This window comes from Collinsella aerofaciens ATCC 25986 (assembly GCF_964237925.1).
GTDB classification, from domain to species: Bacteria; Actinomycetota; Coriobacteriia; order Coriobacteriales; family Coriobacteriaceae; genus Collinsella; species Collinsella aerofaciens_BJ.
Window position 1 is genome coordinate 35758 of sequence record NZ_CAXSKI010000015.1, and the last position, 25927, is coordinate 61684.

21 protein-coding genes, 1 tRNA gene and 2 pseudogenes are annotated in these 25927 nt (G+C 56.8%); 20 read left to right on the forward strand and 4 right to left on the reverse strand.

The features are described from left to right. Nucleotides 1-10: 10 nt before the first annotated feature. The 4 genes from glgD to glgB all read right to left on the reverse strand — a co-directional run bounded on the left by glgD (nucleotide 11) and on the right by glgB (nucleotide 7180). A complete protein-coding gene (glgD, locus tag ACESWY_RS07805; RefSeq protein WP_373093637.1) occupies nucleotides 11-1138 on the reverse strand; it encodes a glucose-1-phosphate adenylyltransferase subunit GlgD in 1128 nt (375 codons plus the stop codon). Between the two features lie 4 nt (nucleotides 1139-1142). Beyond that, nucleotides 1143-2291, reverse strand: coding sequence for a glucose-1-phosphate adenylyltransferase (locus ACESWY_RS07810; protein WP_006233920.1), 1149 nt, complete (start codon nucleotides 2289-2291; stop codon nucleotides 1143-1145). Nucleotides 2292-2399: 108 nt separating this feature from the next. Beyond that, entirely contained in the window at nucleotides 2400-4826 is a 2427-nt protein-coding gene (locus tag ACESWY_RS07815) for a glycogen/starch/alpha-glucan phosphorylase (RefSeq protein WP_373093635.1), read from the reverse strand. Between the two features lie 92 nt (nucleotides 4827-4918). Further along, complete coding sequence (gene glgB / locus ACESWY_RS07820) at nucleotides 4919-7180, reverse strand: 1,4-alpha-glucan branching protein GlgB (protein ID WP_373093634.1); 2262 nt, start codon at nucleotides 7178-7180, stop codon at nucleotides 4919-4921. A gap of 331 nt (nucleotides 7181-7511) precedes the next feature. Here glgB and ACESWY_RS07825 point away from each other — a divergent pair, with 331 nt between their 5' ends. The 20 genes and pseudogenes from ACESWY_RS07825 to ACESWY_RS07915 form a co-directional block, all read left to right on the forward strand. Further along, nucleotides 7512-8201 (forward strand): HAD family hydrolase, encoded by a 690-nt coding sequence (locus ACESWY_RS07825; RefSeq protein WP_373093633.1) that lies wholly within the window; start codon nucleotides 7512-7514, stop codon nucleotides 8199-8201. A gap of 9 nt (nucleotides 8202-8210) precedes the next feature. Then, on the forward strand, nucleotides 8211-8891 hold the full coding sequence (locus tag ACESWY_RS07830) for a thiamine diphosphokinase (protein ID WP_373093632.1): 681 nt from the start codon (nucleotides 8211-8213) through the stop codon (nucleotides 8889-8891). 106 nt (nucleotides 8892-8997) lie between these two features. After that, nucleotides 8998-9073, forward strand: a tRNA-Ala gene (locus ACESWY_RS07835). A gap of 775 nt (nucleotides 9074-9848) precedes the next feature. Further along, complete coding sequence (gene loaP, locus ACESWY_RS07840; RefSeq protein ID WP_373093630.1) at nucleotides 9849-10394, forward strand: antiterminator LoaP; 546 nt, start codon at nucleotides 9849-9851, stop codon at nucleotides 10392-10394. Nucleotides 10395-10447: 53 nt separating this feature from the next. Continuing rightward, a complete protein-coding gene (locus ACESWY_RS07845; protein ID WP_199576402.1) occupies nucleotides 10448-11242 on the forward strand; it encodes a sugar transferase in 795 nt (264 codons plus the stop codon). A gap of 1 nt (nucleotide 11243) precedes the next feature. Continuing rightward, on the forward strand, nucleotides 11244-12347 hold the full coding sequence (locus tag ACESWY_RS07850) for a glycosyltransferase family 4 protein (RefSeq protein ID WP_035138271.1): 1104 nt from the start codon (nucleotides 11244-11246) through the stop codon (nucleotides 12345-12347). Continuing rightward, nucleotides 12347-13630, forward strand: coding sequence for a glycosyltransferase family 4 protein (locus ACESWY_RS07855; protein ID WP_373093628.1), 1284 nt, complete (start codon nucleotides 12347-12349; stop codon nucleotides 13628-13630). Before ACESWY_RS07850 ends, ACESWY_RS07855 begins: the two co-directional genes overlap by 1 nt. Before the next feature lie 3 nt (nucleotides 13631-13633). Then, nucleotides 13634-14770 (forward strand): radical SAM protein, encoded by a 1137-nt coding sequence (locus ACESWY_RS07860; RefSeq protein WP_373093626.1) that lies wholly within the window; start codon nucleotides 13634-13636, stop codon nucleotides 14768-14770. Nucleotides 14771-14842: 72 nt separating this feature from the next. Then, the gene (locus ACESWY_RS07865) at nucleotides 14843-15946 is read left to right on the forward strand and encodes a polysaccharide pyruvyl transferase family protein (RefSeq protein WP_197032254.1); all 1104 of its coding nucleotides are present in this window, start codon (nucleotides 14843-14845) and stop codon (nucleotides 15944-15946) included. Between the two features lie 58 nt (nucleotides 15947-16004). After that, nucleotides 16005-16130, forward strand: a pseudogene (locus ACESWY_RS10300) (4Fe-4S binding protein); the annotation flags it as partial. A 117-nt stretch (nucleotides 16131-16247) separates the two neighbouring features. Beyond that, entirely contained in the window at nucleotides 16248-17078 is an 831-nt protein-coding gene (locus ACESWY_RS07870; RefSeq protein ID WP_233540610.1) for a Coenzyme F420 hydrogenase/dehydrogenase, beta subunit C-terminal domain, read from the forward strand. 46 nt (nucleotides 17079-17124) lie between these two features. Continuing rightward, a complete protein-coding gene (locus ACESWY_RS07875; protein ID WP_117774366.1) occupies nucleotides 17125-18063 on the forward strand; it encodes a glycosyltransferase family 2 protein in 939 nt (312 codons plus the stop codon). A gap of 1 nt (nucleotide 18064) precedes the next feature. After that, nucleotides 18065-19342: a glycosyltransferase family protein gene (locus ACESWY_RS07880; RefSeq protein WP_373093625.1), complete on the forward strand. Its 1278-nt coding sequence runs from the start codon at nucleotides 18065-18067 to the stop codon at nucleotides 19340-19342. 94 nt (nucleotides 19343-19436) lie between these two features. Beyond that, complete coding sequence (locus tag ACESWY_RS07885) at nucleotides 19437-20711, forward strand: hypothetical protein (RefSeq protein WP_117774365.1); 1275 nt, start codon at nucleotides 19437-19439, stop codon at nucleotides 20709-20711. Nucleotides 20712-20713: 2 nt separating this feature from the next. Beyond that, nucleotides 20714-21787 carry a polysaccharide pyruvyl transferase family protein gene (locus tag ACESWY_RS07890; protein ID WP_117774364.1) on the forward strand — a complete coding sequence of 358 codons (1074 nt, stop codon included), beginning with the start codon at nucleotides 20714-20716 and terminating at the stop codon, nucleotides 21785-21787. Next, on the forward strand, nucleotides 21780-23285 hold the full coding sequence (locus ACESWY_RS07895; protein WP_373093624.1) for a lipopolysaccharide biosynthesis protein: 1506 nt from the start codon (nucleotides 21780-21782) through the stop codon (nucleotides 23283-23285). The genes ACESWY_RS07890 and ACESWY_RS07895 overlap by 8 nt, the downstream gene beginning before the upstream one ends. 8 nt (nucleotides 23286-23293) lie before the next feature. Beyond that, entirely contained in the window at nucleotides 23294-24511 is a 1218-nt protein-coding gene (locus ACESWY_RS07900) for a Coenzyme F420 hydrogenase/dehydrogenase, beta subunit C-terminal domain (RefSeq protein WP_118225747.1), read from the forward strand. Next, nucleotides 24512-24754, forward strand: a pseudogene (locus ACESWY_RS07905) (acyltransferase family protein); the annotation flags it as partial. Continuing rightward, nucleotides 24739-25467, forward strand: a complete 729-nt coding sequence (locus ACESWY_RS07910; RefSeq protein ID WP_334203753.1) for an acyltransferase family protein — start codon at nucleotides 24739-24741, stop codon at nucleotides 25465-25467. The pseudogene ACESWY_RS07905 and the gene ACESWY_RS07910, both read left to right, overlap by 16 nt. A 341-nt stretch (nucleotides 25468-25808) precedes the next feature. Next, the coding region (locus ACESWY_RS07915; protein ID WP_373093674.1) for a sugar phosphate nucleotidyltransferase at nucleotides 25809-25927 on the forward strand (119 nt) is incomplete at its 3' end.

A 25927-nucleotide genomic window follows, 5' to 3' on the forward strand; every position in this document is an offset into this window, starting at 1 on the left:
GGTGCCAACGTTAACGTACGATGGTGGTGTCGGATGTTAACGGAGCCTTTCCCAGCACCAGGATGTTCTCGGGCGTGCCGCGAAGCTCGGTGTTGGTGGGAACCACGTTGTTCTTGTCCAGAATGGCATTCTCGACACGGGCGCCGCTCTTGATGATGCAGCTCTGGTTGATGATCGAGTTGGTCACCGATGCGCCTTCCTCAACCACGACGCCGCGAGACAGGATCGAGTTGCGCACGGTGCCCTTGATGATGCAGCCGGCCGAGATGATCGAGTTGCATGCGTGACTGCCGGTCGCATAGCGCGAAGGCGGCACGTCGTGAGCCTTGGTCAGGATCGGACGCTCGGGGTCAAAGAGATGGTCGGCCACGGTCTGGTCGAGCAGGTCCATGCTGCGGCGATACAGCGACTTCTCGCTAAACACGCCCACGACCTCGCCCTTGTACTCGTAGCTGCACACGTCGATGTTGCCAAAGTCGCCCTGGAGTGCCTCGAGCAGGTCCAGATAGTCGGCGGCCTGGTAGTGGTCGATGATCTCGAGCAGCGTCTCACGGTTGATGATGCAGCAGTCCATAGAGGCGTTGTCGCCGTATACGACGCCGGCGCTCACGCCCGTCAGGCGGCCGTTCTCGTTAATTTCGAGTTTGGTCTCGTCATCGACGTTGTGCGTGGCCTTGCAGTACACCACGGTCATCTGGGCACCGGAGTTCTCGTGCGCGTCGATGATGGTGTTGAGGTCCATGTTAAAGATGATGTTGGTGCCCATCATCACAACATAGGGTTTGTCCGAGCGCTGGAACAGCGTCTTGTTGGAAATGATGTCGCGCAGCAAGAAACGCATGCCGCCCTTGGTGGTGCCATACGCGTTGCCGGGCACCATAAACAGGCCGCCCTTCTTGCGGTCCAGGCCCCAGTCCTTGCCCGAGCCCACGTGGTCGATCAGTGAGCGGTAGTTGCCCGGCATGACGACGCCGACGGTCTTAATGCCGGCATTCATCATGTTGGACAGCGGGAAGTCGATCAGGCGGTAGCGGCCCAAAAACGGAACGGACGCGATGGGGCGGTCCTTGAGCAGCACGCTGCCGTAGGTCGAAGAGTAGTTAGCGGTGATATAACCGATGGCCTTGCGATTGATCATCGGATCATTCCCCCTTCCCGATAACGACGTCATTTCCAACGACGGCCGTATCCTTGGTGGTATCGACAGAGCCGAGCTTCACGCCCTCTTCGACCGTGGAGTTCTCGCCCAAAATGGCGCGGCAGATGTGCGCACCGCTCTTAACGTGCGCGCCCGGCAGCAGCACGGAGTCCTCGACCACGGCGCGCTCCTCGATGATGACATCGGTCGAAAGGATCGAGTGGCGAGCGGTGCCGTAGATCTTGCAGCCGTTGGAGACCAGGCAGTCGTCCAGGCGACCGTCAGGGCCAATGTAGTGCGGCGGACGCGTGGTGATGTTGGACATGATGGGGAAGTGCTTGTCAAACAGATCGAACTCGGGGTTGTTGCCCAGCAGGTCCATCGAGGTCTCGTGGAAGCTGGCGATGGTACCGACGTCCTTCCAAAAGCCGTGGAACTCGTAGCTGTACAGGCGCTTGCCTTCGCCGAGCAGCTTGGGGATGATGTCCTTGCCAAAGTCGTGGCTCGAGCGCTGGTCCAGAGCGTCCTCCTCGAGCGCCTCGATCAGCACGTCGGCCGAGAAGATGTAGATGCCCATGGATGCGAGGTTCGAATCGGGCTTATCGGGCTTCTCGGTGAACTTGGTGATGCGGCCGTCCTCGGGGTCGGTGGTCAGGATGCCAAAGCGGCTGGCCTCCTCCCACGGCACGGGCATAACGCTCACCGTGAGGTCGGCGTTGTTCTCAATGTGCGTCTTGAGCATCTTGCGGTAGTCCATGCGATACAGGTGATCGCCCGAAAGAATCAGGACGTACTTGGGGTCGTTGGCCTTGATGTAGTCGAGGTTCTGCGTAATGGCGTCGGCCGTGCCCGCATACCAGGCGCCGCCGGTCTGCGTCTCGTACGGCGGCAGGATTGACACGCCACCGTCGCGGCTGTCCAGATCCCACGCCTCGCCGGAGCCCACGTAGGCATGCAGCAGGTAGGGGCGATACTGCGTCAGAACGCCCACCGTGTCGATGCCCGAGTTGGAGCAGTTGGACAGCGAAAAGTCGATAATGCGGAACTTGCCACCAAAGCTAACCGCCGGCTTAGCGATCTTTTGGGTGAGTGCCCCCAATCGGCTGCCCTGTCCTCCTGCGAGGAGCATCGCGATGCATTCTTTCTTACTCATCGATTTCTCCTTCTGTCATCGATGTTCCTAAACCCATTAGCGACGGGCACGGCGCCTGGTCGCGCCCGTCGAGTAATGCCGTGCTGGCATAAGGGAACTCGCGCGCCTTTACGCGTGCCAGATCTCGTCGCGGTACTCGCGAATGGTGCGGTCGCTCGAGAACCAGCCGCTCGAGGCGGTGTTGAGCAGGGCCTTGCGGTTCCAGGTCTCCTGGTCGCCGTAACTGTTCGTGAGCGCCTCCCAGGCGTCGACGTAGCTGCGGAAGTCTGCCATGACCAGGTCGGGGTCGTTGTTGTTCATGAGCTCGTTGTAGATGCTCTCGAAGTTGCCCGAAAGACCCGCAAAGGTGTTGTCCTTGAGCTCGTCCATCACGCGGCCCAGACGCTCGCGATCGTTGTTGAGCGTATCCCACGCAAAGTAGCTGTTCGACGCCCAGAGCTGCTCGACCTCGGGAGCGGTCAGGCCAAAGATGGCCTCGTTCTCGCGGCCGGCCAGGTCGGCGATCTCGATGTTGGCGCCGTCGAGGGTGCCCAGCGTAATGGCGCCGTTCATCATGAGCTTCATGTTGGACGTGCCCGAGGCCTCCTTGCCGGCTGTGGAGATCTGCTCCGAGATCTCGGCGGCGGGGTAGATGAGCTGGGCGTTGCTCACGCGGAAGTTGGGGATAAAGCAGACCTTCATGACCTCGTTGACGCGGGCATCGTTGTTGATGACGTCGGCCACGGAGTTAATGAGGCGGATGGTCTCCTTGGCAAAGGTGTAGCTCGAGGCCGCCTTGCCGCTAAAGATGAAGGTCGTCGGCGTCACGTGGAAGTCGGGATCGGCGATGCGACGGTTGTAGATGTCCATCACCTTCATGATGTTCATGAGCTGGCGCTTGTAGGCGTGGAAGCGCTTAACCTGAACATCGAAGACGGTGTTGGGATCGATGACCAGACCGGTCTCGGCCTTAACGTAGGCGGCCAGACGCTCCTTGTTGGCGCGCTTGGAGGCACCCACGGCCTTCAGGAACTCGGCATCGTCCTTAAACTCCTTGAGCTTCTCCAGCTCAAAGGCGTCCTTAAGCCAGCCGTCGCCAATGGCCTCGGTCACGAGCTTGGCGTAGGTGGGGTTGGCCTCGGCAAAGAAGCGACGGTGCGAGATGCCGTTGGTCTTGTTGTTGAACTTCTCGGGCGTCAGGGCATAGAAGTCCTTGAGCACGATGTTCTTGATGATGTCGGAGTGGATCTTGGCCACGCCGTTGACGCTGTGGCTGCAGATCACGGATAGGTTGGCCATGCGAATCTCGCCGTCCCACAGGATGGCGGTCTGGCGCAGACGCTCCTGCCAGCCATCCTGCGTGGTGTCGAACGACTCGTGCCAACGACGGCTGATCTCGTCGATGATCTGGTACACGCGGGGGAGGAGCTTGGAGAACGTGCCGATGGGCCACTTCTCCAGAGCCTCGGGCAGGATGGTGTGGTTGGTGTAGCTCACGACCTGCGTCACGATGTTCCAAGCGTCGTCCCACTCAAGCTTCTTCTCGTCGATGAGGATACGCATGAGCTCGGGGCCGCACATGGCGGGGTGCGTGTCGTTGGTGTGGATGGCCACAAACTGCGGCAGCAGCTCCCAGTTCTCGCCGTGCTCCTTCTCAAAGGTGTCGAGCAGGCTGTAGATGCCGGCCGACACAAACAGGTACTCCTGCTTCAGGCGCAGCAGACGGCCGTGCTCGCCGGCGTCGTTGGGGTAGAGGATGGCGCTGATGGCCTCGGCCTCGGCGCGCTCGGCGTCGGCCAGGGCGTAGTCACCGCGGTTGAAGGCCTCAAGGTCAAAGTGCTCCTCGACCGGCTCGGCAGCCCAGACGCGCAGCTTGTTGACGGTCTCGCCGGCATAGCCCACGACAGGGATGTCATAAGGGACGGCCAGGATATCCTGCGTGTCCACCGTGCGGTAGAACGTGCGGCCGTCCTCCTCAAAGCCCTCAACACGACCGCCAAACTTGATGGTCACGGCCTTGTCCTGACGACGCACCTCCCAGGGATAGCCGTGCGTGAGCCACTCGTCGGTAGCCTCGACCTGGCTGCCGTTGACGATCTCTTGCTTAAACAGGCCGTAGCGGTAGCGCATGCCGTTGCCGTAGCCGGCAATGCCCTCGGCTGCCATGGAATCCAGGAAGCATGCGGCCAGACGGCCCAGGCCACCGTTGCCCAGAGCCGGATCGGGCTCCTGGTTCTCGATGACGGACAGATCGAAGCCCATGTCGTTGAGCGCCTCGGCGACCATGTCGCGCACGCCAAAGTTGAGCAGGTAGTTGTCGAGCAGGCGGCCGATCAAAAACTCGATCGAGAAGTAGTACACGCGCTTCTTGCCCTCGGCGGTGGCGCGGGCGTCGCTCTTGGTGGCAACGGTGCGCGCCTTCTCGGCCACGAGCTTGGCCAGGGCGTTAAAGCGGTCGAGGTCGCTGGCGGCCTCGACGCTCTTGCCGCTGATGCTCATGACGGCATCGCGATAGAGCTCGGTAAACTCCTGCTTGTTGTCGAAGATCTTATTCATACGTTCCTTTCCCCCGGGGATATCTCCCGGAACGGTTATGACATGTATCCTACGCCCCCGCGGGGCGGGTAGTTACAGTGGTAACGCCTTTGTTACGCTTTCTTGGCAGGAGCCTTAACAGCAGCTGCCTTGGTCTTGGGAGCAGCCTTTTTGGTGGCTGCCTTCTTGGCTGTGGTGGACTTGGCCGAAGCCTTGGCAGCGGGCTTGGCAGCCTTCGCCTTGGTCGGAGCCTTCTTAGCAGCCGCGGTCTTGAGCTTCACCGAGGACGCACGCTTGCGCGTCGCCTTCTTGGGCTCCTCGACCACGGGCGGCTTATAGCTGCTGGGACCACGGCGCTTAAGGACCACGCCAGCCAGACCGGGCACTTTGATCTCGATGGAGTCCATCTGCCCGTTCCAGGGATAGGGCTCGCTCGAGCAGGTATAGGGCTCCTCGCCGGCGTATCCGCTGCCGCCAAACTCGGGACGGTCGGAATCGAAGATGACCTCCCAGTCGCCCTCGCGCGGCACGCCCACACGGAAGCTCTCGTAGCTCGCCGGATCAAAGTTGATCAGGATCACCAGGTCGTCATCGACGTCCTCGCCCTGGCGCACAAAGCTCACGATGGACTGTTTGGAGTTATCCGCGTCGATCCAGGTAAAGCCGTCGTCGGTGTAGCCGCGCTCGTACAGGGCGGGCTCGGCGGTGTACAGGTGGTTGAGCGCCTTGATAAACGCCTGATGATGACGGTGGGTCTCGTACTCCTCGGTCAGGAACCACTGGATGGACTCGTAGTAGCGCCATTCAATAAACTGGCCGATCTCGTTGCCCATAAAGTTGAGCTTGGCACCGGGGTGTGTCATTTGATAGAAAGCCAGCGTGCGCAGGCCGGCAAACTGGCGCCACCAGTCGCCCGGCATGCGGCCGATCAGCGAGCACTTGCCGTGCACGACTTCGTCGTGGCTCAGCGGGCAGATGAAGTTCTCGGTAAAGGCGTACATGATGGAGAACGTGAGCAGCCCGTGGTTGCCGGGGCGCCACGGAAAATCGGTCTGCATATAGTGCAGGGTGTCGTTCATCCAGCCCATGTCCCACTTGTAGTGGAAGCCCAGGCCGCCGTCCTGCGGCGGATAGGTCACGAGCGGCCACGCGGTGGACTCCTCGGCCATCATCATCACGTCGGGGTAGTGCGCCTCCACGGCGCAGTTGACCTGACGGATAAACGCGCTGGCGTCCAGGTCCTCCTCGGTACCGTACTTGTTGAACTTCTTTTGGCCCGGATCGTCGATGCCAAAGTTGAGGTACAGCATACTGGACACGCCGTCCATGCGAATGCCGTCAACGTGGAAGTTCTCGAGCCAATACAGCACGTTGGAGACCAGGAAGGAGCGGACCTCGCCGCGGGCGAAGTCAAACTTGTGAGTACCCCAGTTAGGGTGAATCTCGTGCTCAAACAGCATGTGGCCGTTAAAGGTTGCAAGGCCGTGGGAGTCGGCGCAAAAACCGCCGGGCACCCAGTCCATGATCACGCCGATGCTCGCCTCGTGGCACGCATCGATAAAGTGCATGAGCTGCTGCGGGTTGCCGTAGCGCGACGTGGCGGCGTAGTAGCCGGTCGTCTGGTAGCCCCAGGAGCCATCGAAGGGATGCTCCATAAGCGGCATGACCTCGATATGCGTGTAGCCCATGTCGCGCACGTAGTCCACGAGCTCCACCGACAGGTCGTCGTAGGTGTAAAACTCGCCGCGCTGCGCGGGGAAGGGATCCATGGGGCCGGGGTAGTTGCCGTACTCATCCGGCTCGCCCTGTGGTGCGTCGCCGTGGCGCTTCCACGAGCCAATATGCACCTCGTAGATGTTAAGCGGCTGCGACATATGGTTGTGGCCGGCGCGGCGCTTGAGCCACGCGGCGTCGTTCCACTTGTAGCCATCGAGGGTCCACAGCACGCTCGCGGTGCCCGGAGGACACTCGGCCTTAAAGGCGTACGGATCGGCCTTGTAGAGCTTTTCGCCCTCGTTGGTCTCGATGAGGTATTTATAGAGCTGGCCCTGCTCGGCACCAGGAATAAAGCCTTCCCAAATAGCGCTCGTATGCACGGGCACCAGCGGGTTGGCTTGTTCATCCCAGTCGTTAAATTCGCCAATGACATGGACACTTTTTACGTCGGGCGCCCAAACACAAAAGCGCCAGCCGCGCGTGCGCTGCTGCGTGTCGGGGTGCGCGCCCATCTTTTCCCAGCTGCGCTCCCACATACCAATGCCAAACAGGTAGACATCGTCCTTGGAGAGCTCCGGTGCGTGCGGGGCGGCTTTACGGGTAGCGGGCTTTTTAGCCGTTGGCTTTAGCTTTGTATCGCTCACGTTTGATCCCATCATGACGCGGCAGCGTGTTGCCTTGGTGACTAGATGCGAAAGGTCCAAGGCTGCACGAATCGAAGGGACGGCGAAGTTTCTGTGATTCGTTCCACCTCGCGTGCTCGGTGGAACTTTCGGCAGAAACTACGATAACACCTGTGCGTTAGTTTTATGGACGAAAGCGGATTTGCGGGGGCGTTTAATCGGTAAGCGACATGTTTATACCACTGGCAGATTTGACGTGGTAAAACTCTTGACAGTTTTACCAATTTGGGTTTCAAAATTGTTTGGCTGACGTTTGGTAAAACGTTTTTAGCAGGATGTTTACCATTTGACATTGAAAGGTTCGTTTATGTCCCATACCGCCGCTCCCAAGGTTGCTTTTATTTTCGATTGCGACGGCACACTGGTTAATAGCACCCCCGTTTGGGCCTATGCTCAGCCCGAATTATTGCACCGCCACGGAGTTGACGTGACGGTCGATGATTTTGCACAGTTTGAGCATTTGTCGCTCGAGGACGAGTGCCAGGCCTACCACGACATCTGGGGCATTGGCGAAAATGGCGAAGAGCTCTACCGCGAGCTGAGTGATATCCTGATTGATGGCTACTCCAAGGTGCCGCCGCGCGAGGGCCTGCTTGCATTTTTGGAGCAGGCGAAGGCAGCGGGCATCGCTATGGGCGTGGCCACGTCCACGCCGGCCGAGCTGGTGCAGTCTGCGCTCGCCGGTGCCGGGCTCGACGCTTACATGGAGTTTGTTACCACGACGGGCGAGGCAGGACGCTCCAAACAGTTCCCCGATGTGTACGAGCTGGCGCTGCGCCGCCTTGAGGAGCGCCATGGGTGCAAGTTTGAGCGCGCGTGGGTGTTTGAGGACGCAGTCTTTGGCCTTAAGAGCTCTGGCACCGCAGGCTTTAAGCGCGTGGGCATCTATGACCCGCACGGCCGCATGAAGCGCGAAGACGTGCGCGCCAACTGCGATATCTTTATCGACAGCTACGAGGAGCTGGAACTGGCCCGCGTGCTTTCGTTTGAGGGCTAGGCGAGGGCCGTGGCTTGCAAAGTACTTGTAGTCTGCGGCTCGCCCGTGGTGGCGAGCGCGGATTTGTTGCGTAGGCTAGCGGGGGCGTGCGACCACGTTGTCGCCGTGGACCGCGGGCTCGACGCTCTGCTGGGTGCGGGACTGGGCTGCAACGTGTATGTGGGGGATGCCGACACGGTGAGCGACGCGGGCCGCGCGTTGGTCGATGCCGCCACTGACTTTGAAGTTGAGCGCCACGATCCGTACAAGGACTATACCGATCTGGCGCTGGCGCTCTGTTCCGTCCGCCGCCGCTGGCCGGGTGCCGAAGTGGTTGCGACCTGCGCCACCGGCGGTCGCCCGGACATGGCCCTGTCTGTGTTAGGTCTGCTGGCAGGCTATGCGGACGCCCCCGTCTGGATCGATGAAGACGAAGTGACGGCCAGAATCCTGCGCCAGAACGAGACCTGGACCATCGAGGGCGCCGAGGGCAAAACCTTCTCCATCATCGCCATTGCCCCTGGGACGGTGGTAAGTGAACATGGCTTGGAGTGGGAACTAGATCACGCCCCGCTGGGCCTGCTAGCCGACACGGGCATCAGCAACGTCGTCAGGTCAACAGCCACGATCCAAGTCCATCAAGGCGTCGCAATCGGTTATTTGCTGCATCAGGGTTTTATCGGGACGGCGGATAAAAATAATCGCTCGTAGAGTGATTATTTTTGCCCCGTCCCAGGAAAACCCGTAAGGCGGAAAATCAATCCAAAATTCCCCCTTGCATCCCCGTAAACATTCCCCTATAGTACTACCTCGTCACGGGGGCGTAGCTCAGCTGGGAGAGCGCTTGACTGGCAGTCAAGAGGTCAGGGGTTCGATCCCCCTCGTCTCCACCATCGTGAATGCAAAGGCTTTCGGAATCCCGAAGGCCTTTTTTCATGCCCAAAACACCACGTGCCACAAACGCCACCCACACCAACAAAAAGTTGCACAATTTATTTCCCATGTCTGTACATAGTTTGTTAGACAAACGCGATTATCAGTGTAGATCGCCGTTCCATTTGGGCTTCAGGAACGCCCCTAATCACCGCCACTACCTCAATAACCTGCATCAATGTGAACAACATCGCAAAACAGCCCCCTTGAACACGCTAAATGAACGAAATGTTGTCCGGTACTGCCCAAATCAGTTTCGCTAACAGCTTGTGCTAGGATACCTAACGTTACATGAGTTCAACTGTGCTCGCGGCTTCAGTAAGCCACAAAGCGCAGGGTCGATCAGCATCCGGCCGTAACGGCGGTGCCAGAAACACCACGAGCTCCAATAAAGAAGTTATGCGACGTTATTTAATTGCATTGCGCTAATTGCATGATGCAATTAATAGTTTGTATGCCAATGCGAAGCAGTCCTTCAGCTGTTTGCGTGCGGTCCAGTTTTGAAATCACTTGACCGGCTCGCACGCAGCCAGCTGAGGTTGCAGGCATTTGTTGCAATACGTGCCTGTAGCCTCAGCGCTGCTTTTATACATACCGTTCACGGTGGGGCAGAGCCACGTGCTTGTCTGACTGGGCTCAGGGTTTGAATATGGAGCGCCTTCGCGCACAAGCGCCCTGGCGAAGCCATACCCAAACCCCGTGAGCCACGCGTAAGACAGCAAGGGGGTGGTGCTCGTGTGGTATGTGATCCAGGTCATTAACGGTCGCGAAGATGCAATGCGCGAGCGCATCGAGCGCATGGTGCCGGAGAGCTCCATGCAAGAGCTCTTTTATCCCCAATACCAAACCGAGATCAAGGTGCACGGCGAATGGGTCAGCACGACCAAGCCTCTGTTCCCCGGTTATCTCATCTGCGATACGGCAGATCCCCGAGCCGTGCAACAGTATCTGCTACGCATGGACGACTTTGCGCGGGTGCTATCCCAGGACGGTCAGTTTGTGCCGCTGGCAAAAGAAGAGACTCAGCTCATTGGCAGTTTCACTAACAGGGGAGACCGCGTGGTGCCCATGAGCGAGGCCCTAAAAGACGGCGACCAGGTCGTAGTGACGGCTGGTCCGCTGTTGGGCCACGAAGGCCTGATCAAAACCATTAACAGACGCAAAAGCACTGCTTATTTGGAGCTTGACCTGTGTGGCCGACGCGTAACCACCCGCGTTGGCCTTGCGGTGCTTTCAAAAGAGCAGCGCGTTATGCGCAATCACAGAAGAGCGATTTCCTAGCTGCAAGCTCGCAAGCGGACGAGCGAAGGCAAAAAGTGTCGGGGGAGGGACTATTGGAGCCTACGATGATGACCATGGCACAGGGCGCGCGGGAGACGCGCACGGCCGCCACGGCGAATTCCGTCACTGCCGCAGCCGGTGCTGCGGGGGATTACCTTACAAACGAAGAAGCGTACAAGATGCTGCGCGGTGCCAACTCCGGCGTGAAGCCCGAGCTTGGGCACAGGCTCTACCGCGTTGTTAAGCGTACGGTGGACATTGTCGCCGCCGGCGGAGCCCTGGTGTTGCTCTTTATTCCCGGGGTAATTCTGAGCGTGGTCATTTGCATAAAGAGCCCGGGCGCCAGCCCCCTATATTCACAGTGGCGCGTGGGCCGCGTGCGCAAAGACGGCACGTTCTACCTGTTTAAGATCTACAAGTTCCGCAGCATGGTTCCCAACGCAGACCAAATGCTCAAGGACTTGCAGGCCCAAAACGAGGCCACTGGCCCCATGTTTAAAATGAAGCACGACCCGCGCATTATTCCCGGTGTGGGTAACTTCATTCGCAAGCACAGCATCGACGAGCTGCCCCAGCTCATCAACGTGTTCTTGGGCCAAATGAACCTCATTGGCCCGCGCCCCGGCCTGCCGCGCGAGGTTGCCCTGTACAGCGAGCACGACATGAAGCGCCTGGCGGTAAAACCCGGCTGCAGCGGTCCTTGGCAGGTAATGGGCCGCAGCTACCTGGGCTTCAACGAAATGGTTGAGCTGGATCTTCGCTATATAGAGAATCGCAGCCTGCGCCAGGACCTGCGGTTGATATTCGGCACGCTGAAGACGATGTTCTCTGGGGAAGGTGCCGTGTAGCATGCGCATCGCCATGATAGGCCAAAAGAGAACGGGTTCGCGCGAGGGCGGCGTAGAAGTGGTGGTAGGCGAGCTTGCTCGCCGTATGGCAGACCTTGGTCACCAAGTAACCTGCTACGACCGTATGGGCGAAGGAGCTCCTTCCGAGCCCTACGAGAAGGATGGCTACCGCATCGTTCCCGTAAAGGCTCTGGACATCAAGGGGCTCTCTGCGCTCACGAGCAGCTTTGCCGCAACAAGGGCCGCCATCAAAGACGGGGCAGACGTAATTCACTATCACGCAGAGGGGCCGTGTGTCCCCCTTCGTTTTGCGCGTTCCGCGGACATCAGGACCGTGGCAACGATCCACGGCCTGGACTGGCAGCGTGCAAAATGGGGCGGCTTGGCTTCCAAGTACATCAAGTTCGGCGAGGCGACGGCGGCCAAGTGCGCGGATGCGCTCATCGTGCTTTCCCGGGGCAATCAGGAGTACTTCAAGGAGGCTTACGGCCGCGAGGCTACGCTCATTCCCAACGGCATCACTCCCGAGGCGGATCTTCCCGCGAAGGAGATCTCCGAGCGCTTGGGGCTCACCCAGGGCTCCTATGTCCTCTACCTCGGTCGCATTGTGCCCGAGAAGCGACCGGAACTGTTGGTGGAGGCGTACAAGCAGGTAAAGACGGATAAGCGCCTGGTTATCGCGGGCGACTCCTCCGATACGGACGACTACGCCGTGGCGCTCAAAGAGGCTGCCGCGTCCGACCCCCGCGCGCTCTTTACCGGCCACGTTGAGGGCAACCTGCTCTCCGAGCTGTACTCCAACGCGTATTGCTACGCGCTCCCCTCCGACGTTGAGGGCCTGCCCATGAGCTTGCTGGAGGCCATGTCTCACGGTGCGGCATGCGTTACCTCGGATATTCCCGAGTGCGCGGATGTTCTGCAGGGTTGCGGGCTCACGTTCCCACACGGAGACGCGGGGGCGCTGCGCGACGTGCTTGAAGGCCTGATAGCGGATTCTGCCCAAGCGGAGAGGCTGGGCGCCATGGCACGTGACCGCGCGATTAATGGCTATGACTGGAACAGCGTCGTCCAAAGGACGCTTGCTTTGTATGAGGGTGTTGCGTAATGAAGATCCTTCTTGTAGATAAGTTTCATTGGCGCAAGGGTGGAAGCGAGACGTACTACTTTGCTCTTGCCGATGGTCTTCGCGCTCTTGGGCATGAAGTTGCCTTCTTCAGCATGGAGGATGAGCGTAATGAGCCGACTGAGTGGTCGCGTTACTTTGTAACGAATCGCGACTATAACGGACCGAGCTCTATTGTCGATAAGGCGAAGGCCGCGCAGGCACTTGTGTATTCCAAAGAGGCGCGCGAGAAGTTCGATGCGCTGTGCCGTGAATTCCAGCCCGATGTAATCCATCTCAATCTCACTCATAGGCAGATTACGTTTTCCATCTTGGACGCTCCTTGGCTAAAGCAGCATCCAACGCCGGTTGTGTATACCTCGCACGACTTGATTCTTGCTTGCCCGAGCTATCTTATGCTTGATTCCGAGGGCAACGTTTGCGATTCGTGTCTCGGGGGTCATTTTGGCAATTGCCTTAAGAAGAAGTGCGTAAAGGGTTCGATCGCAAAAAGCGCGTTAGCGGTGGCTGAGGCGGAGTGGCTTAAACGGCACAAAACCTATTCACGTCTCGATCGCATCATCTGCCCGAGTGAGTTCATGCGGAACAAGTTTATTGAAGCGGGGCTTCCCGAGCGTCAGCTTGTCCTCATGCGGAATTTCCTGAATCCCGATTCGATGTCACGGGAAGTTGCCAACCAAAATAATGAAGATCCCTACATGCTGTATCTGGGACGCCTTTCTCGCGAGAAAGGCGTGTTAACGCTCGTGCATGCTTTTGAGAAGGCGGCACCGGTGATCCCTGATTGGCGTCTTGTTATTGCAGGCGATGGCCCTGAATGTGATGCTGTGAAGGTCAAAGTTTCCGCAATGCCAAACGAAATAAGCTCGAGGATTGAGCTGGTTGGATATAAAACCGGTGACGCCCTGCGCGGACTTGTGAATCGAGCCACTCTGGCGGCTGCGCCGTCAGAGTGGCTCGAGAACGCGCCATATGCGGTTCTCGAGGCACTCGCCGCGGGCAAGCCCGTTATCGGTACGAACATGGGCGGAATACCCGAGCTGGTACGTGAGGGTGAAACGGGCTTCCTGGCTGAAGCCCACGATGAGGCAGGACTCGCAGATGCAATCCGTAGGGGTGCGGCGGTGGCCGCCGATCCTGCGGCTTACGCCGCGATGAGCGCGCATTGCCGTTCATTCGTGGCAGAGAACTGTAATCAAGAGAAATACATCCGGAATCTCGTCTCCCTGTATCAAGAACTAATTGACCGGAAGGTGGTGGCCTAACCCATGGCCGAGAAGAAACTCAACGGAACCGTAATCGTAACGTACCGCTGCAACGCGCGCTGCACCATGTGCAACCGCTACAAGGCTCCCAGCCGTCCGGAGGAGGAGCTCTCCCTCGACGTGATCAAGAAGCTCCCGCGCATGTACTTCACCAACATCACCGGTGGCGAGCCCTTCATCAGGACCGACCTTGCGGATATCGTGCGCGAGCTGTACAAGAAGTCCGACCGCATCGTCATCTCCACCAACGGCTTCTTCACCGACCGCATCATCGCCCTTGCCGAGGAATTCCCCCAGGTGGGAATCCGCATCTCCATCGAGGGTCTGCAGCAGACCAACGATGAGATCCGCGGTCTCCAGAACGGCTTCAACCGCGGCTACGAGACGCTCAAGAAGCTCGTGGAAATGAAGCACCCGGACGTGGGCTTTGGCATGACGGTGCAGGATCGCAACGCTGCGGACTTGGTGCCGCTGTACAAGCTTTCCGGCGAGCTCGGCATGGAGTTCGCCACCGCCAGCCTGCACAACAGCTTCTACTTTGTCGAGGCGAAGAACATCATCAAGGACCGTCCCATGGTGGCCCAGAACTTCGAGGACCTGGTAAACGAGCTCCTCAAGTCCAACGAGCCCAAGAAGTGGTTCCGCGCGTACTTCAACATGGGCCTCATCAACTACATCTATGGGCAGAAGCGCCTGCTCCCGTGCGATATGGCGTTCGACACGTTCTTCATCGACCCCTACGGCGACGTCATGCCCTGCAACGGCACCAAGGAGAAGCTCGTTATGGGCAACCTTAACGACGAGTCTTGGGATGAGCTGTGGGAGAGCGCCCAGGCCGAGAAAGTGCGCGGCTGCGTGCGCCACTGCGACCGCAACTGCTGGATGATCGGCTCCGTGTCTCCTGCCATGCACAAGTACATCTGGAAACCCGCGTCGTGGGTGCTGGCGCACAAGCTCAAGCCCGGCAAGAAGTTCGACATGCACGAGCTCCCCATCGTGCGCGACTACGAGTCGGGCAAGGTGACGAAGGAGGAGCTGGACGCTCTTTCCACCTGCGACATGCACGCCGCGATCAACGACGGCCTTTCCGACGCAAGCCGAGCCGACGCGCACGTGTACGAGACTGAGGAGGCGCTGTAGTGCAGCCGGGTGGAAAAATCGAATGCAAAAATTCAGAAATAGCGGTTGCTCGATATCAATCGGAGGAAACACGTGAAAGTATCCTGCATAACCAGGCACGCAATCTCTAATTATGGCTCCCTGCTCCAGGCATATGCGACACAACGAGCGGTAGAGAGCTTGGGGCATGAGTTCGAGATTATGGACTATGTACCTGCTTGTGAGGACGTATCCCAGCAGGTGAGGACGCTTCTTTCGACAAAGCCGTCCTGGAACGGGAACCCGTTGAAGAAGTCTGTCTACAGACTTCTGATGGAGCCTGAGACAAGGGTGGCGGGCAAGCGGTTTGCGCGTGAGCGTTCCCAGCTGCTTAAGATGAGCCCTCACTATGCATCCCTGGAGGAGCTGAAGGCTAATCCGCCCAAGGCCGATGTCTATATGACTGGAAGCGATCAGGTGTGGGGTCCCATCAGCTCGGGCGCATACGACCTGTCATACGCGCTTGAGTTTGCTCCCGAGGGCGCAAGGCGCATCTCATATGCGGCAAGCTTTGGTAAGAAGAATATGCCGGATAGCGTGCGCCCCAGGTTTCTCGAGGACCTTCGAGCATATGAGGCCGTGTTCGTACGCGAGGATGCCGCGCGCGAGCAGCTTGCCTCGTGGGGCATAGAGGCCGGACAGGTTGTCGATCCCACGCTGCTGCTTGATGGCGAGGCGTGGAGAAGGATGGCGGCACCTGCCCCGAAGGGCGAATACATCCTCGTCTACCAGATTCACAGCGACCCGACGGTGGGGCAGTACGCCGTGAAGGTTGCCAAAAAGCTTGGCTTGCCCCTGATACGGATCTCCGCAAGCCTGCACCAGGCCTCACGCGAGGGCAAGTTCAAGTGGCTGCCGACGCTTGCTGAGTTTCTCTCGTATGTCGACAACGCAGCATGCCTAGTCACGGACTCGTTCCACGGTACGGCTTTTGCCATAAATCTCAATACGCCGCTGGTAGAAGTGCTGCCCAAGAACGGAACCTCGAGCAGGAACGTGAGTATTCTGCGACTCACGGACCTCACGGACAGAGTGCTTCAGAATCTAGATGATGTCGAGTTAGCATCCAAGCAGATTGACTTTGGTCGGGTCAACGACGTGATGGGTGCGGAGAGGGAGAAGTCCCTAGCGCAGCTCAAGAGCATGATTGAGGAGTAGGGCATTGTCAAACGTTGGCACTAGGACGGTATGCAAGAAGGATATGTGCGCTGGCTGTATGGCCTGCGTCGATTCATGCCGACATGGAGCGATTGCCATTGAGGATACGATTGAGGCGTATAACGCCCGTATTGATCCTACAAGGTGCGTGGGATGTGGACTGTGCGAGAAAACGTGTCCCCAGATGGTATCCCCATCTTCGTTGCGTCCTCTCGAGTGGCTACAGGGGTGGGCGAAAGATACATCGCTCAGGATGTCATCTTCGTCCGGGGGTCTGGCTACGGCCATCTCGGAGGCGTTTGTGGCGTCAAATGGATTAGTGTGTTCATGTGCACAGGAGGGCGGTGAGTTCCGGTTCCACCTCACTTCTGATGCGGATTATTTGAGGAGGGCCCAAGGCTCCAAATACGTCAAAAGCAATCCGCTTGGTGCGTACCGCGAGGTTAGGGAGGCCCTGCAAGGTGGTCAAAGGGTTCTCTTTATCGGTCTTCCTTGTCAGGTTGCTGCGATGCGTAACTTCGTTGGAAGCCGTTTAGCCGATTCCCTTTACACCATCGACCTTATCTGTCATGGTTCACCGTCCCCCAAGGTCCTGAGCCGATTCTTGGAAGAGACAGGTAACAACCTGTCTAATGAGCTGATACTGGACTTTCGAAAGAAAGTCCAGTTTCAGCTCCGCTATCGCGGAGCTGAAACTGTGGGTAGGACGGGTGTCCGCGATCGCTACTCGATTGCTTTCCTCTCGGGTTTACCGTATACGGAAGGCTGCTACTCCTGCCGCTACGCCAAGGGTGATCGTGTCTCCGATATTACGCTTGGCGATTCATGGGGTAGCGAGCTTTCTGATGAGGTCGCGAACGGGATATCCCTCGCACTTGTGCAGACAGACAAGGGTCGAGAACTGTTAGAAATGACGGACCTTGAGCTTTTGCCGGTTGATCCTGGTCTAGCTGTGGCCAACAATGAACAGCTTCAACGTCCTTCGACGAAGCCTATAGAAAGAAATACCTTTATGGACGGCTTTCGTAACGGGGTACGGGTTAACCGACTCGTTCTCAGGGCGAGGCCAAAAGACTGCGCCAAGTACTTGGTCAAGGATATACTGCTTGCACTGGGTTTGCTCAGGGGTTAACACATCGAGAGCGTTTGCTTTAGGCATTAATGATAAGGTAATCCATATGTTGAGTAATTCCAAGGTGCCAAAGTGCGTCGTATTAATGGCGTCATACAACGGCATCCCATTTATTTCAGAACAAATTGACAGCATTCTCTCGCAGGCTGAAGTTGACGTACGTCTTTTTGTCCGTGATGACGGGTCATCTGATGGTACTCGTGATCTTCTGCAGCGCTATGCAGATGAGGGCAGTCTGACTTTGTTAACAGGAGAAAACCTAGGACCTGCTTTAGGGTTTTTGACGTTGTTGCGGAATGCTCCCGAAGCTGATTACTATGCATTTTCCGACCAAGATGATATTTGGGATAGCGATAAACTGATAACTGCGATTAAACAGCTTAAGAAGCAGGAGAATTCGGCTCTTTATCATTGCAATTCAAGACTTGTAGATTCAGCTGGTAATGAGATGGGCCGGTTAACCTATGGGCAACAAAGGTGCATATCTTATCGAGATAACGACCCTCTCAACCAGCTTTGCATTGGGTCACCTATGGGATGTACGCAAGTATTTGATAGGCGTATTTGGGAAGTTGTTTGCTTGCATGAGCTGCCCCATCCCGTCATCATGCATGATAAGCTGATAGCTAATCTATGCGTGCTGCTGGGTTATCGGATTGTTTTCGATGCTTCTCCTCATATGGGATATCGCCAGCATGGTCGTAATGTGGTCGGTGTGAGTACTGATTTACCATCTAAAGTGATTGAGAAAATCAATAGTTTTTGTCATCCGCGAGAGATTACTCTTGCAAAGCAAGTTACTGGACTTCTTTCAACTTATTCCGACTGCATTCTTCCTCCAGAGCGTGCTCTTGGAGAGTTGGTATCGAAAATGGACGCTTCTTTCATGGCTAGGTGCAGGGTTTCTTTCTCTTCGAGGCTGAATTTCGGCAGTCTACAAGAGGGCCTTTTCAATAGATCTCTCCTCTTGTTTGGGAAGCGATGATATGAGTAAAAGCATCCCCAAACCGCACAATAGTGGGTACGTCCTAGCGCTTGCCTTTTGCGACTATCTCAAGGACAAGACCGGCACCCCAAAGGCTATTATGGCGAGTCAGCAGGCCATGGCGTCGCACGGCATAAGTTACGTCTATCTCCACTCGGTTAAGAAGACCCTGTTCAGGGACGACCAGATGCTATTTTGCGAATTCGGGGTTACGGTCGACGGGGTGGAGGCTGGTGTTTTCAGTATTGCCCAGGTGTGCGAGGCCCTTTGCAGCTGGCAAAAAAGCGGCTTCAGCCTTCTTGAGCTTCATATCCACCACCTTCTGTACGTGAGCCTTGAGAAAGTCTCCGAACTGTTAAAAGTTACAGGCAAAACACCGGTCAGGGCCTTTCTCCACGACTATTACCTGTGTTGTACAAGCTATAACCTCCAAAATAGGAGCGGCTTTTGTGACAGCTCAAGGCTCGGCGACGCTCCCTGCGAGAAATGCCCCCACTTCAGTAACAGCCTTCGTGTGGAGTCGAAGATCCAAGGGCTGTTTGACTCCATCAAAAATCTCCGTTTTGTTGCACCTTCGACCTATACGAAGAATCGGTTTCTCTCATTCAGGCCCCAATACGAGGGCCTTGTTGATGTAATACCGCACCAAAAGCTGCTTGGAGAGTATCTGGGCAACAGACGTCCTCTGAACGCAGGGGAGCGCATCAGGGTTGCCTTTCTGGGGATGCCGAGGAAGACAAAGGGCTGGGAGACCTGGCTTCGCCTCGTATCTGCGGTCGATGAACAAGAGTACGAGTTCTTCGTCTTCAACAGCTCGAACGATATGTATCCAGGGATGAACAAGCGGTTTGTCGAATTTGATGAGAAGCACCCAAATGCCATGACCGACTCTCTCAGGGAGTGCGAGATTGCCATCGTTGTCATGTGGCCATCTTGTCCAGAGACCTATAGCTACACCTGTATGGAATCTTACTCCGCAAACGCTTATACGATTTCGAGTGCATGTGCAGGCAATGTCGCCGACTTTGTCGTTGAGCATGGGTCCGGTTTGGTGCTGAATAACGAGGAGGAGCTAATCGGGCTGTTTAGGGATAAGAGCCGGCTTATCAGGGAGGTCAATCGTTTCAGGAGCGGAAAGCCTGGTCCGCTCGATCTTGTCGATTCAGATGAGATCGTAGACCTGCTTCCATGCTCCTCGGTAGGTCTCAACACGGGAGTTCACATGCACACGAGGCTGATTGAACGTTTGCTGCTGGAGGTACTCAATGCAAGATCATAGGCATGCGAGGCTCGTTATAAATAAAGCGGAGGAGCGGGCTGGTCGAAGAGGTCGTTGGTATCTCCCTAATAAGCAAGGCGTTCTAACCGTTTGCATGGGTGACCTGGCGGATGCGACGATCGTTATAGGTATCTTGGCGCAGGTTTTCTTCCTTGAGTACTATGGTCTGGGGCGATACCTCAACTGGGTAATTACCGGCATGATTTGCGTGAGGGCGCTCTTCTCCGGATGGAAATATAGCGGTAGAGCGCTACTACTTGGGCTGATTACCGTTGCAGGGTGGCTGTCTGGTGCCCTCTTGGGTGGCAATATGGAAACGTTTAGGGCGAATATTTTGCTGCTCCTCTACCCGTTTGTCTATACGCTTTACTTCTTTCTTTTGGTCACTAACAAGAGGGATTTTCTTCTTGGACTCTTTGATGCAGGTTTTCCGGTCTTCAACGCCATATTGCTTCTCAATATGGCGATCATGTTTATCCAGTACTCTACCCATGGGATGATCGCCGCGACAACGAACGACATCAGTTACTTCGAGGACAATATCTCCGGCCTGTTCTCTTATGCGTCCGTCCATGCGGTGGCCCTTTACACTTCATTCGTCGTGCTCTACAACTTCGTCTGGATTAGGAGGCTTCGGGGTCCTCTCTGGCCAACCCTTGCCATCGCTTACAACGTCTGCCTTATCGTCCTGTCCTTCTATCTTGCGACACTCAACGATAATAAGGCGCTCTTCATAATCCTTCCTCTCGTTTTAGTGATGTTCTGGCTTATTTCAGTCATGAGAGGAGAAGCGGATGTTTCGGGTCCCTTCTTTTGGCTTGTCGCCTTGTATTTTATCCTGACAATTGCATACGCCTTGGTGCCTGCGTTCCAGATCCTCGTGGATACGCAAGTGTTTGGTCTGTTCGATATGGTTGGCAGTTCAGCTTCCGTCGGTACTGCTGCCGACGGCAGTAACGAGAGGATTGCTATCATCGGCTTCGCTCTCTTGAGACCGGCTACATGGAGTCTCGGAGAAGGTCTTGGAGCCTCAAGCTTCTACGCGTCCGGGTTCATGTCGTTTAACCACTTTGGTCAAGCGGATATGGGGTCTTTCTTGATTCTCATGGGGGTTTGGGAGACGGCAGCGTATGTAGCGTTTTTCCACTCCGTGGTTAGTGAGTTTATAGAGCAGGAAAAAGGATCTAATGGCCGGATTGTTCGTTTGCTCCTTTTGCTAACAATTCTTATTACCTTTCTGTATACGCAGTGCTTTACAAGGGTGAACTGCTGCTTGTGCCTACTGCTGCTCTGTGGAGCGCTGGCTTGGTCGTGGAATTCCTCGGCTGCAGACTATTTGATTATTGATAGAGACGAAGAACAGGTTTGAACATGAAAATAGGCATTTCCACATTTACGCATGGGGACAACTATGGGCAGAGGCTCCAGAACCTTGCTGTCCAAGAAACTCTCAAACTCTCGGGTGCAGATGTCCTTACGTTCAGACAGAAGGACTCGAGATCTGCCAAATACAAGCTCAAGTCTTTGGCTTCGCTCATTCCAAAGGGGCTTGCCGTTGCCCACATCCAGAGGCATCGTTCGTTTGAGGATTTCAATTCCCGTAACATTTCCTTTAGCCGGGAGGTTATATCTGATTCCAACCCTCCACGTGACATTAAATCCTATGACTTTTTCGTTGCTGGGAGCGACCAAGTTTGGTCTCCGTATTCCCCTGACGCTAACTCCACTATGTTTCTCACGTTTTCGCCAAGAGAAAAGCGCATTGCTTTTTCGCCAAGCTTGGCAGCTCCGACGATTCCCGAGGAGAAGCGTGAGCTGTTCCACGGCTATTTCGACGGGTTTGATAGGCTGTCCGTTCGTGAGCAGAAGAGCGCCGAGCTTATAAACAGTCTGTACGGCTTAAAGGCCGAGGTGTTGATTGACCCAACACTGATGTTTGACGGCTCCTGGTGGGAAAGGTATGAAAAAGAGCCGCACTGCGGGCTTCCAAATGATTATGTATTGACGTACTTCCTCGGGAGTGCAGCTTACGAAGAGAGGGTTGCCGAAATCTGTGATTCACTTAGCTGCAAGAGGGTCGATTTACTAGGGGATGCGCGCTACTACGCCCTCGGGCCTTCAGAGTTCCTCTATGCCGTCCGTCACGCAAAACTTGTAGCGACAGATTCATATCACGGATCAATTTTCTCGATCTTGTTCGGGAAGCCGCTGATTTATTGCCCTCGTGAGTCCACTGGTCCAGACATGAGCAGCCGATTCGACACGCTAGCCAGCGAGCTGGGTGTTTCTTTCGTTGAGCGGTCAATTCTTTCCGTATGTAATTCGGAACTGCTCGAGAGTGACTATTCAAAGGCGTATGACAGGTTGGCAGCTCAGAGGAAGATCGTTGTTGAATTCCTCGATAGATGTGGATTGAGCATTCCCTCGGAGGCCGCCCGTGGCTAGCCAGCGTAAGGCGGGCGCCCTCCTCGGCTACGCCAACATCCTCGCAAAGAACCTCGTCAACCTCGTCTACACGCCGATGCTACTGTCCTACGTGGGGCAGGCGGACTACGGCGTCTTCCAGAGCTCGAACTCCTTTGTCTTCTCGCTGACGCTCCTGTCCTTCGGCTTCTCCGAGGCCTACGTGCGCTTCTACACGCAGACGGTGGCGCACGGCGGCGAGCGCGACATCCGGCACCTGAACGGCATGTACCTCACGCTTTACGTCGCCGTCACAGCCGCGGCGGTCGCCCTCGGCATGGGCTTCTCCGCAAACGCCGGCGCGGTGTTCTCGGCCGGGTTCACCGAGGCGCAGGTCTCGCTCGCCCGGGAGCTGCTCGCCATCATGACGCTCAACGTCGCCTCGACGTTGTTCACCGTCGTGTTCAATTCCTACATCACGGCGCACGAGCGCTTCGTCTACCAGCAGACCAGGCAGCTCGTCACCACGCTTGCGACGCCGCTGTGCGCCTGGGCCCTGCTGGCCGCCGGTATGGGGCCCGTGGGCGTTGCCCTAGCACAGCTCGCGGTGAACCTCGTCCTGCTCGCCCTCAACGCGCGCTACGCCATCGTCGTGCTGGGCATGCGCTTCGAGCTCAGGGGTGCCGACTGGGGCGTCATGCGCGGCATCGCCGCCTTCAGTGCCTGGATCTTCGGTAACCAGGTCTGCGAGATGGTCAATCAGAGCGTGCCCAACATCATGCTGGGGGCCATCTCGGGCGCGACTGCGGTATCTCTGTTCGCGGTGGCCGTGAACATCCGCCAGGTCTTCTACTCGCTCTCCACCACGATGTCGAACGTCTTCATTCCGAAGGTCAACCGCATCGTCGCCACCTCGGACGACAACGCCGAGCTCACTCGCCTTATGACGCGCGTGGGCCGCTACCAGATGGTACTGTTTTGCTGGGTGTACGGAGGTTTCGCTATTCTCGGGAAGTTTTTCGTGACGAGGTGGGCGGGCCCGGGCTTCGCCGAGGCCTACTGGCTCGTGCTCGCCATGACGCTACCCGTCATGGTGCCCCTCTGTCAGAACGTCGGCATCGAGATCCAGAGGGCCAAGAACATGCACCACGCCAGGAGTCTCGTCTACCTTGCGATGGCGGTCGGGAACGTTGCCTTCACCGCCACGGCCGCCCCGGCGCTGGGGCCGTGGGCCCCCGCGATCGCCTATGTCGTCAGCATCGTGCTCGGCAACGGACTGTGGATGAACTGGTACTACCAGAAGCGGGTCGGTCTCGACATGCTCTTTTTCTGGAAGCGGAACCTGCCGGTGCTGCTCGCCTGGGCTGCCGTCACCGTCGCCTGCCTCGCTGGCACGGCGGTCCTGCCCGTCAACGGATGGCCCGCGTTCCTCGAGTGGGGCGCCGTTTACAGCGCGCTTTTCGCCATAGCCCTTTGGCTCGCCGTCCTAACGAAGGACGAACGTATCGCGGTCGTCTCTCGTCTCCCGTTCCTTAGATAGGGTCCATCATGAATGATTCCGAGAAATCCCCGAGGGTCGTCTCGCTTGGCGACCGTTGCTGCGGCTGCGGCGCGTGCGCTGCCCGCTGCCCCAAGTCATGCATCTCCATGGAACCCGATGATTGTGGCTTCCTACACCCCACCGTCGACGCCTCCGGGTGCGTAGGCTGCGGGGCGTGCGACGCCGTATGCCCGGCGCTCAACGCCCCTGGGGAGGACGGGTGCGAGTTCGCCCTCTGGGCGAAGGCTCATGACGTCGGCTTGCTCGATAGATCGTCGTCGGGCGGCGTGTTCGGTCTACTCGCCGGTGACGCTCTCTCGCGCGGCGGTGTTGTGGCGGGCGCCGCGTGGACGGACGGTTGCCGCGAGCTTCGTCACGTGCTCGTGGAGGACAGGCCGGCGCTCGGCGCCGTTATGCGCTCGAAATACGTTCAGAGCGCGGTTGGCCGCGGCGTCTTCGAGGGCGTCCGCGCTGCCCTGCGTGAAGGCAGGCCGGCGCTCTTTGCCGGTACTGCATGCCAGGTGGCTGGCATGCGCTCATACCTGGGGAAACTCGCCGACTCTGACCTCTTCCTCGGCGTCGACGTCATCTGCCACGGTGTTCCGTCTCCAGAGCTCTGGTCGCGCTGGGTCGACTACCGTGGTGAGGCCTTCGGGTCGGACGTCTGCGACGTCAATATGCGGAGTAAGACAACCGGATGGTTGTCTTTCTCCGCTATGTACAAGCACATAGCGGAGAAAGACAACACCGGGGACACCGAGTCCCAGATATTCGGCAAAGACTGGTACATGAAAGCGTTTCTGGCCAATGCGAGCCTTCGTTCGTCCTGTCTGGCATGTCCAGCAAAGCGCTCCAGCGGCGCCGATATCACGCTCGGTGATTTCTGGGGGTTCCAGAATACCCATCCCGAGGTCGACAACTCCAAGGGCGTATCTGCCGTCCTATGCAATACCGAGAAGGGCGTGCGGGCATTCGAGGCTATTTCTGGGCTTACTGCAAACGGTCCGGCGACGCTTGATGGGGTAATCGCGGGCAACCCTAGCCTCGTCCATTCTGTCACGCCTTATCCAAAGCGCGACGAGTTCTTGAACGACGTGTCTGCCGGGCTTTCCATCCCAGATCTCATGGACAAGTGGGATTTCCGTCCCACTCTCTGGCAGCGTGTCCGCGGCAAGCTTGGTGGTATTAAACGACGACTAAAGAGACTCGTTGGAAGGAGAGCCTAGATGGCCAAGGATCGCTACCTTCAAGCTCTTCGTGGGCTTGCGATTTCCGCAGTGGTGCTTATCCACTGTCTTCCTCAATGTGCCGCGTCGGTCGCCATTCGCCCATTCCTCAACTTTTCTGTTGCGTTGTTCTTGTTTTTATCCGGTGTTCTTACCGACGAGCGCAAATTTAATGCGGGGGGGGGTCTTCGACGCCGCATTAGCAAGGTTGCCGGACCTTATGCGTTCTGGAGCGTTATCTATCTTGCGGCGTTTCCCGCCCTTCATGGGCGTCTGGGTTTCTGGCGTTCGCCGTGGGCTCCGTATCGGCTCAGATGTACTATCTATTGGTCCATTCACAGCTTGTGCTGCTTACTCCGGTACTGTTCAGGCTCCTTTCACGGTATAGGTTCTTTGTCTATTGTGTGACACCGGCTTGCTTGCTTCTAAGGGAGCTCGCTGCCGTTGCCGGTATCGCATTGCCTCTAATACAGGTTTTCTGCCCCATGTGGCTCATCTTTTATGTTTTCGGTCTCGACTGGAGGCGTTGGGCTGCGCTCATTGAAGGACGAACCACTCAGCTTGTTGCAGTGCTCTTTATATTTTTAATAATTCAGGAGGTCGCAGGCTTCTGGTGGTATTTGACTGGCGATTTCAATATGGCCACAACTCAGCTTAAGCTCGGTTCTGCCGCGACCTCTTTAGCTGTGATCGCGCTTCTTATGGCGGTTCCGGGATCATTCAAGTCGCGATTATCTTCTACTTTGCTTGTTGACCTTGGGAACGCCTCTTTTGGAATCTACCTCTGCCATATACTTGTTCTCAAGGCCGTTTGGAAACTGCTTGGATTATTCGTCATTCCACTTGGTGTTTCGACATTTGCTGTTTGGGCGCTAACTCTTGCCGGATCTTATTCGCTTGTATCACTTTGCGGTCGTTATTTGCCCGAACGAATTCACATCATTGTGGGATTATAAATTGATTTTCGATACTGGCGCTTTTCATAGCGTTGAAGCAAAGTGAGTCCATTACCAACATTTGGCACGCGATCATCGGTGAAGATACCGGACTTCCTGTTTTCGAACGAGAAGATGACTTTTTACTCAAAATGGCTGATTGGATTAACCAACCTGAAATAACCGGAATCAATCTCCCTTGGTCGAGCATTGAAAAATGGAAGGGGCAATTCAGGTAGCCATATTCCGCAGTCATTACCTTGCCTATTTCGTTAAGAATGAGGGGGTTTAGCAAAATAGGATACCCAAGTCTTATTTATCACTCGATCTAAAGCGCATTTCGATTGTAGAGGACAGATTAAATGAAAGGCATCATCCTCGCGGGCGGGTCCGGCACGCGACTGTACCCGCTCACGCTCGTGACCTCCAAGCAGCTGCTGCCGGTCTACGACAAGCCCATGATCTATTACCCGCTGTCCAC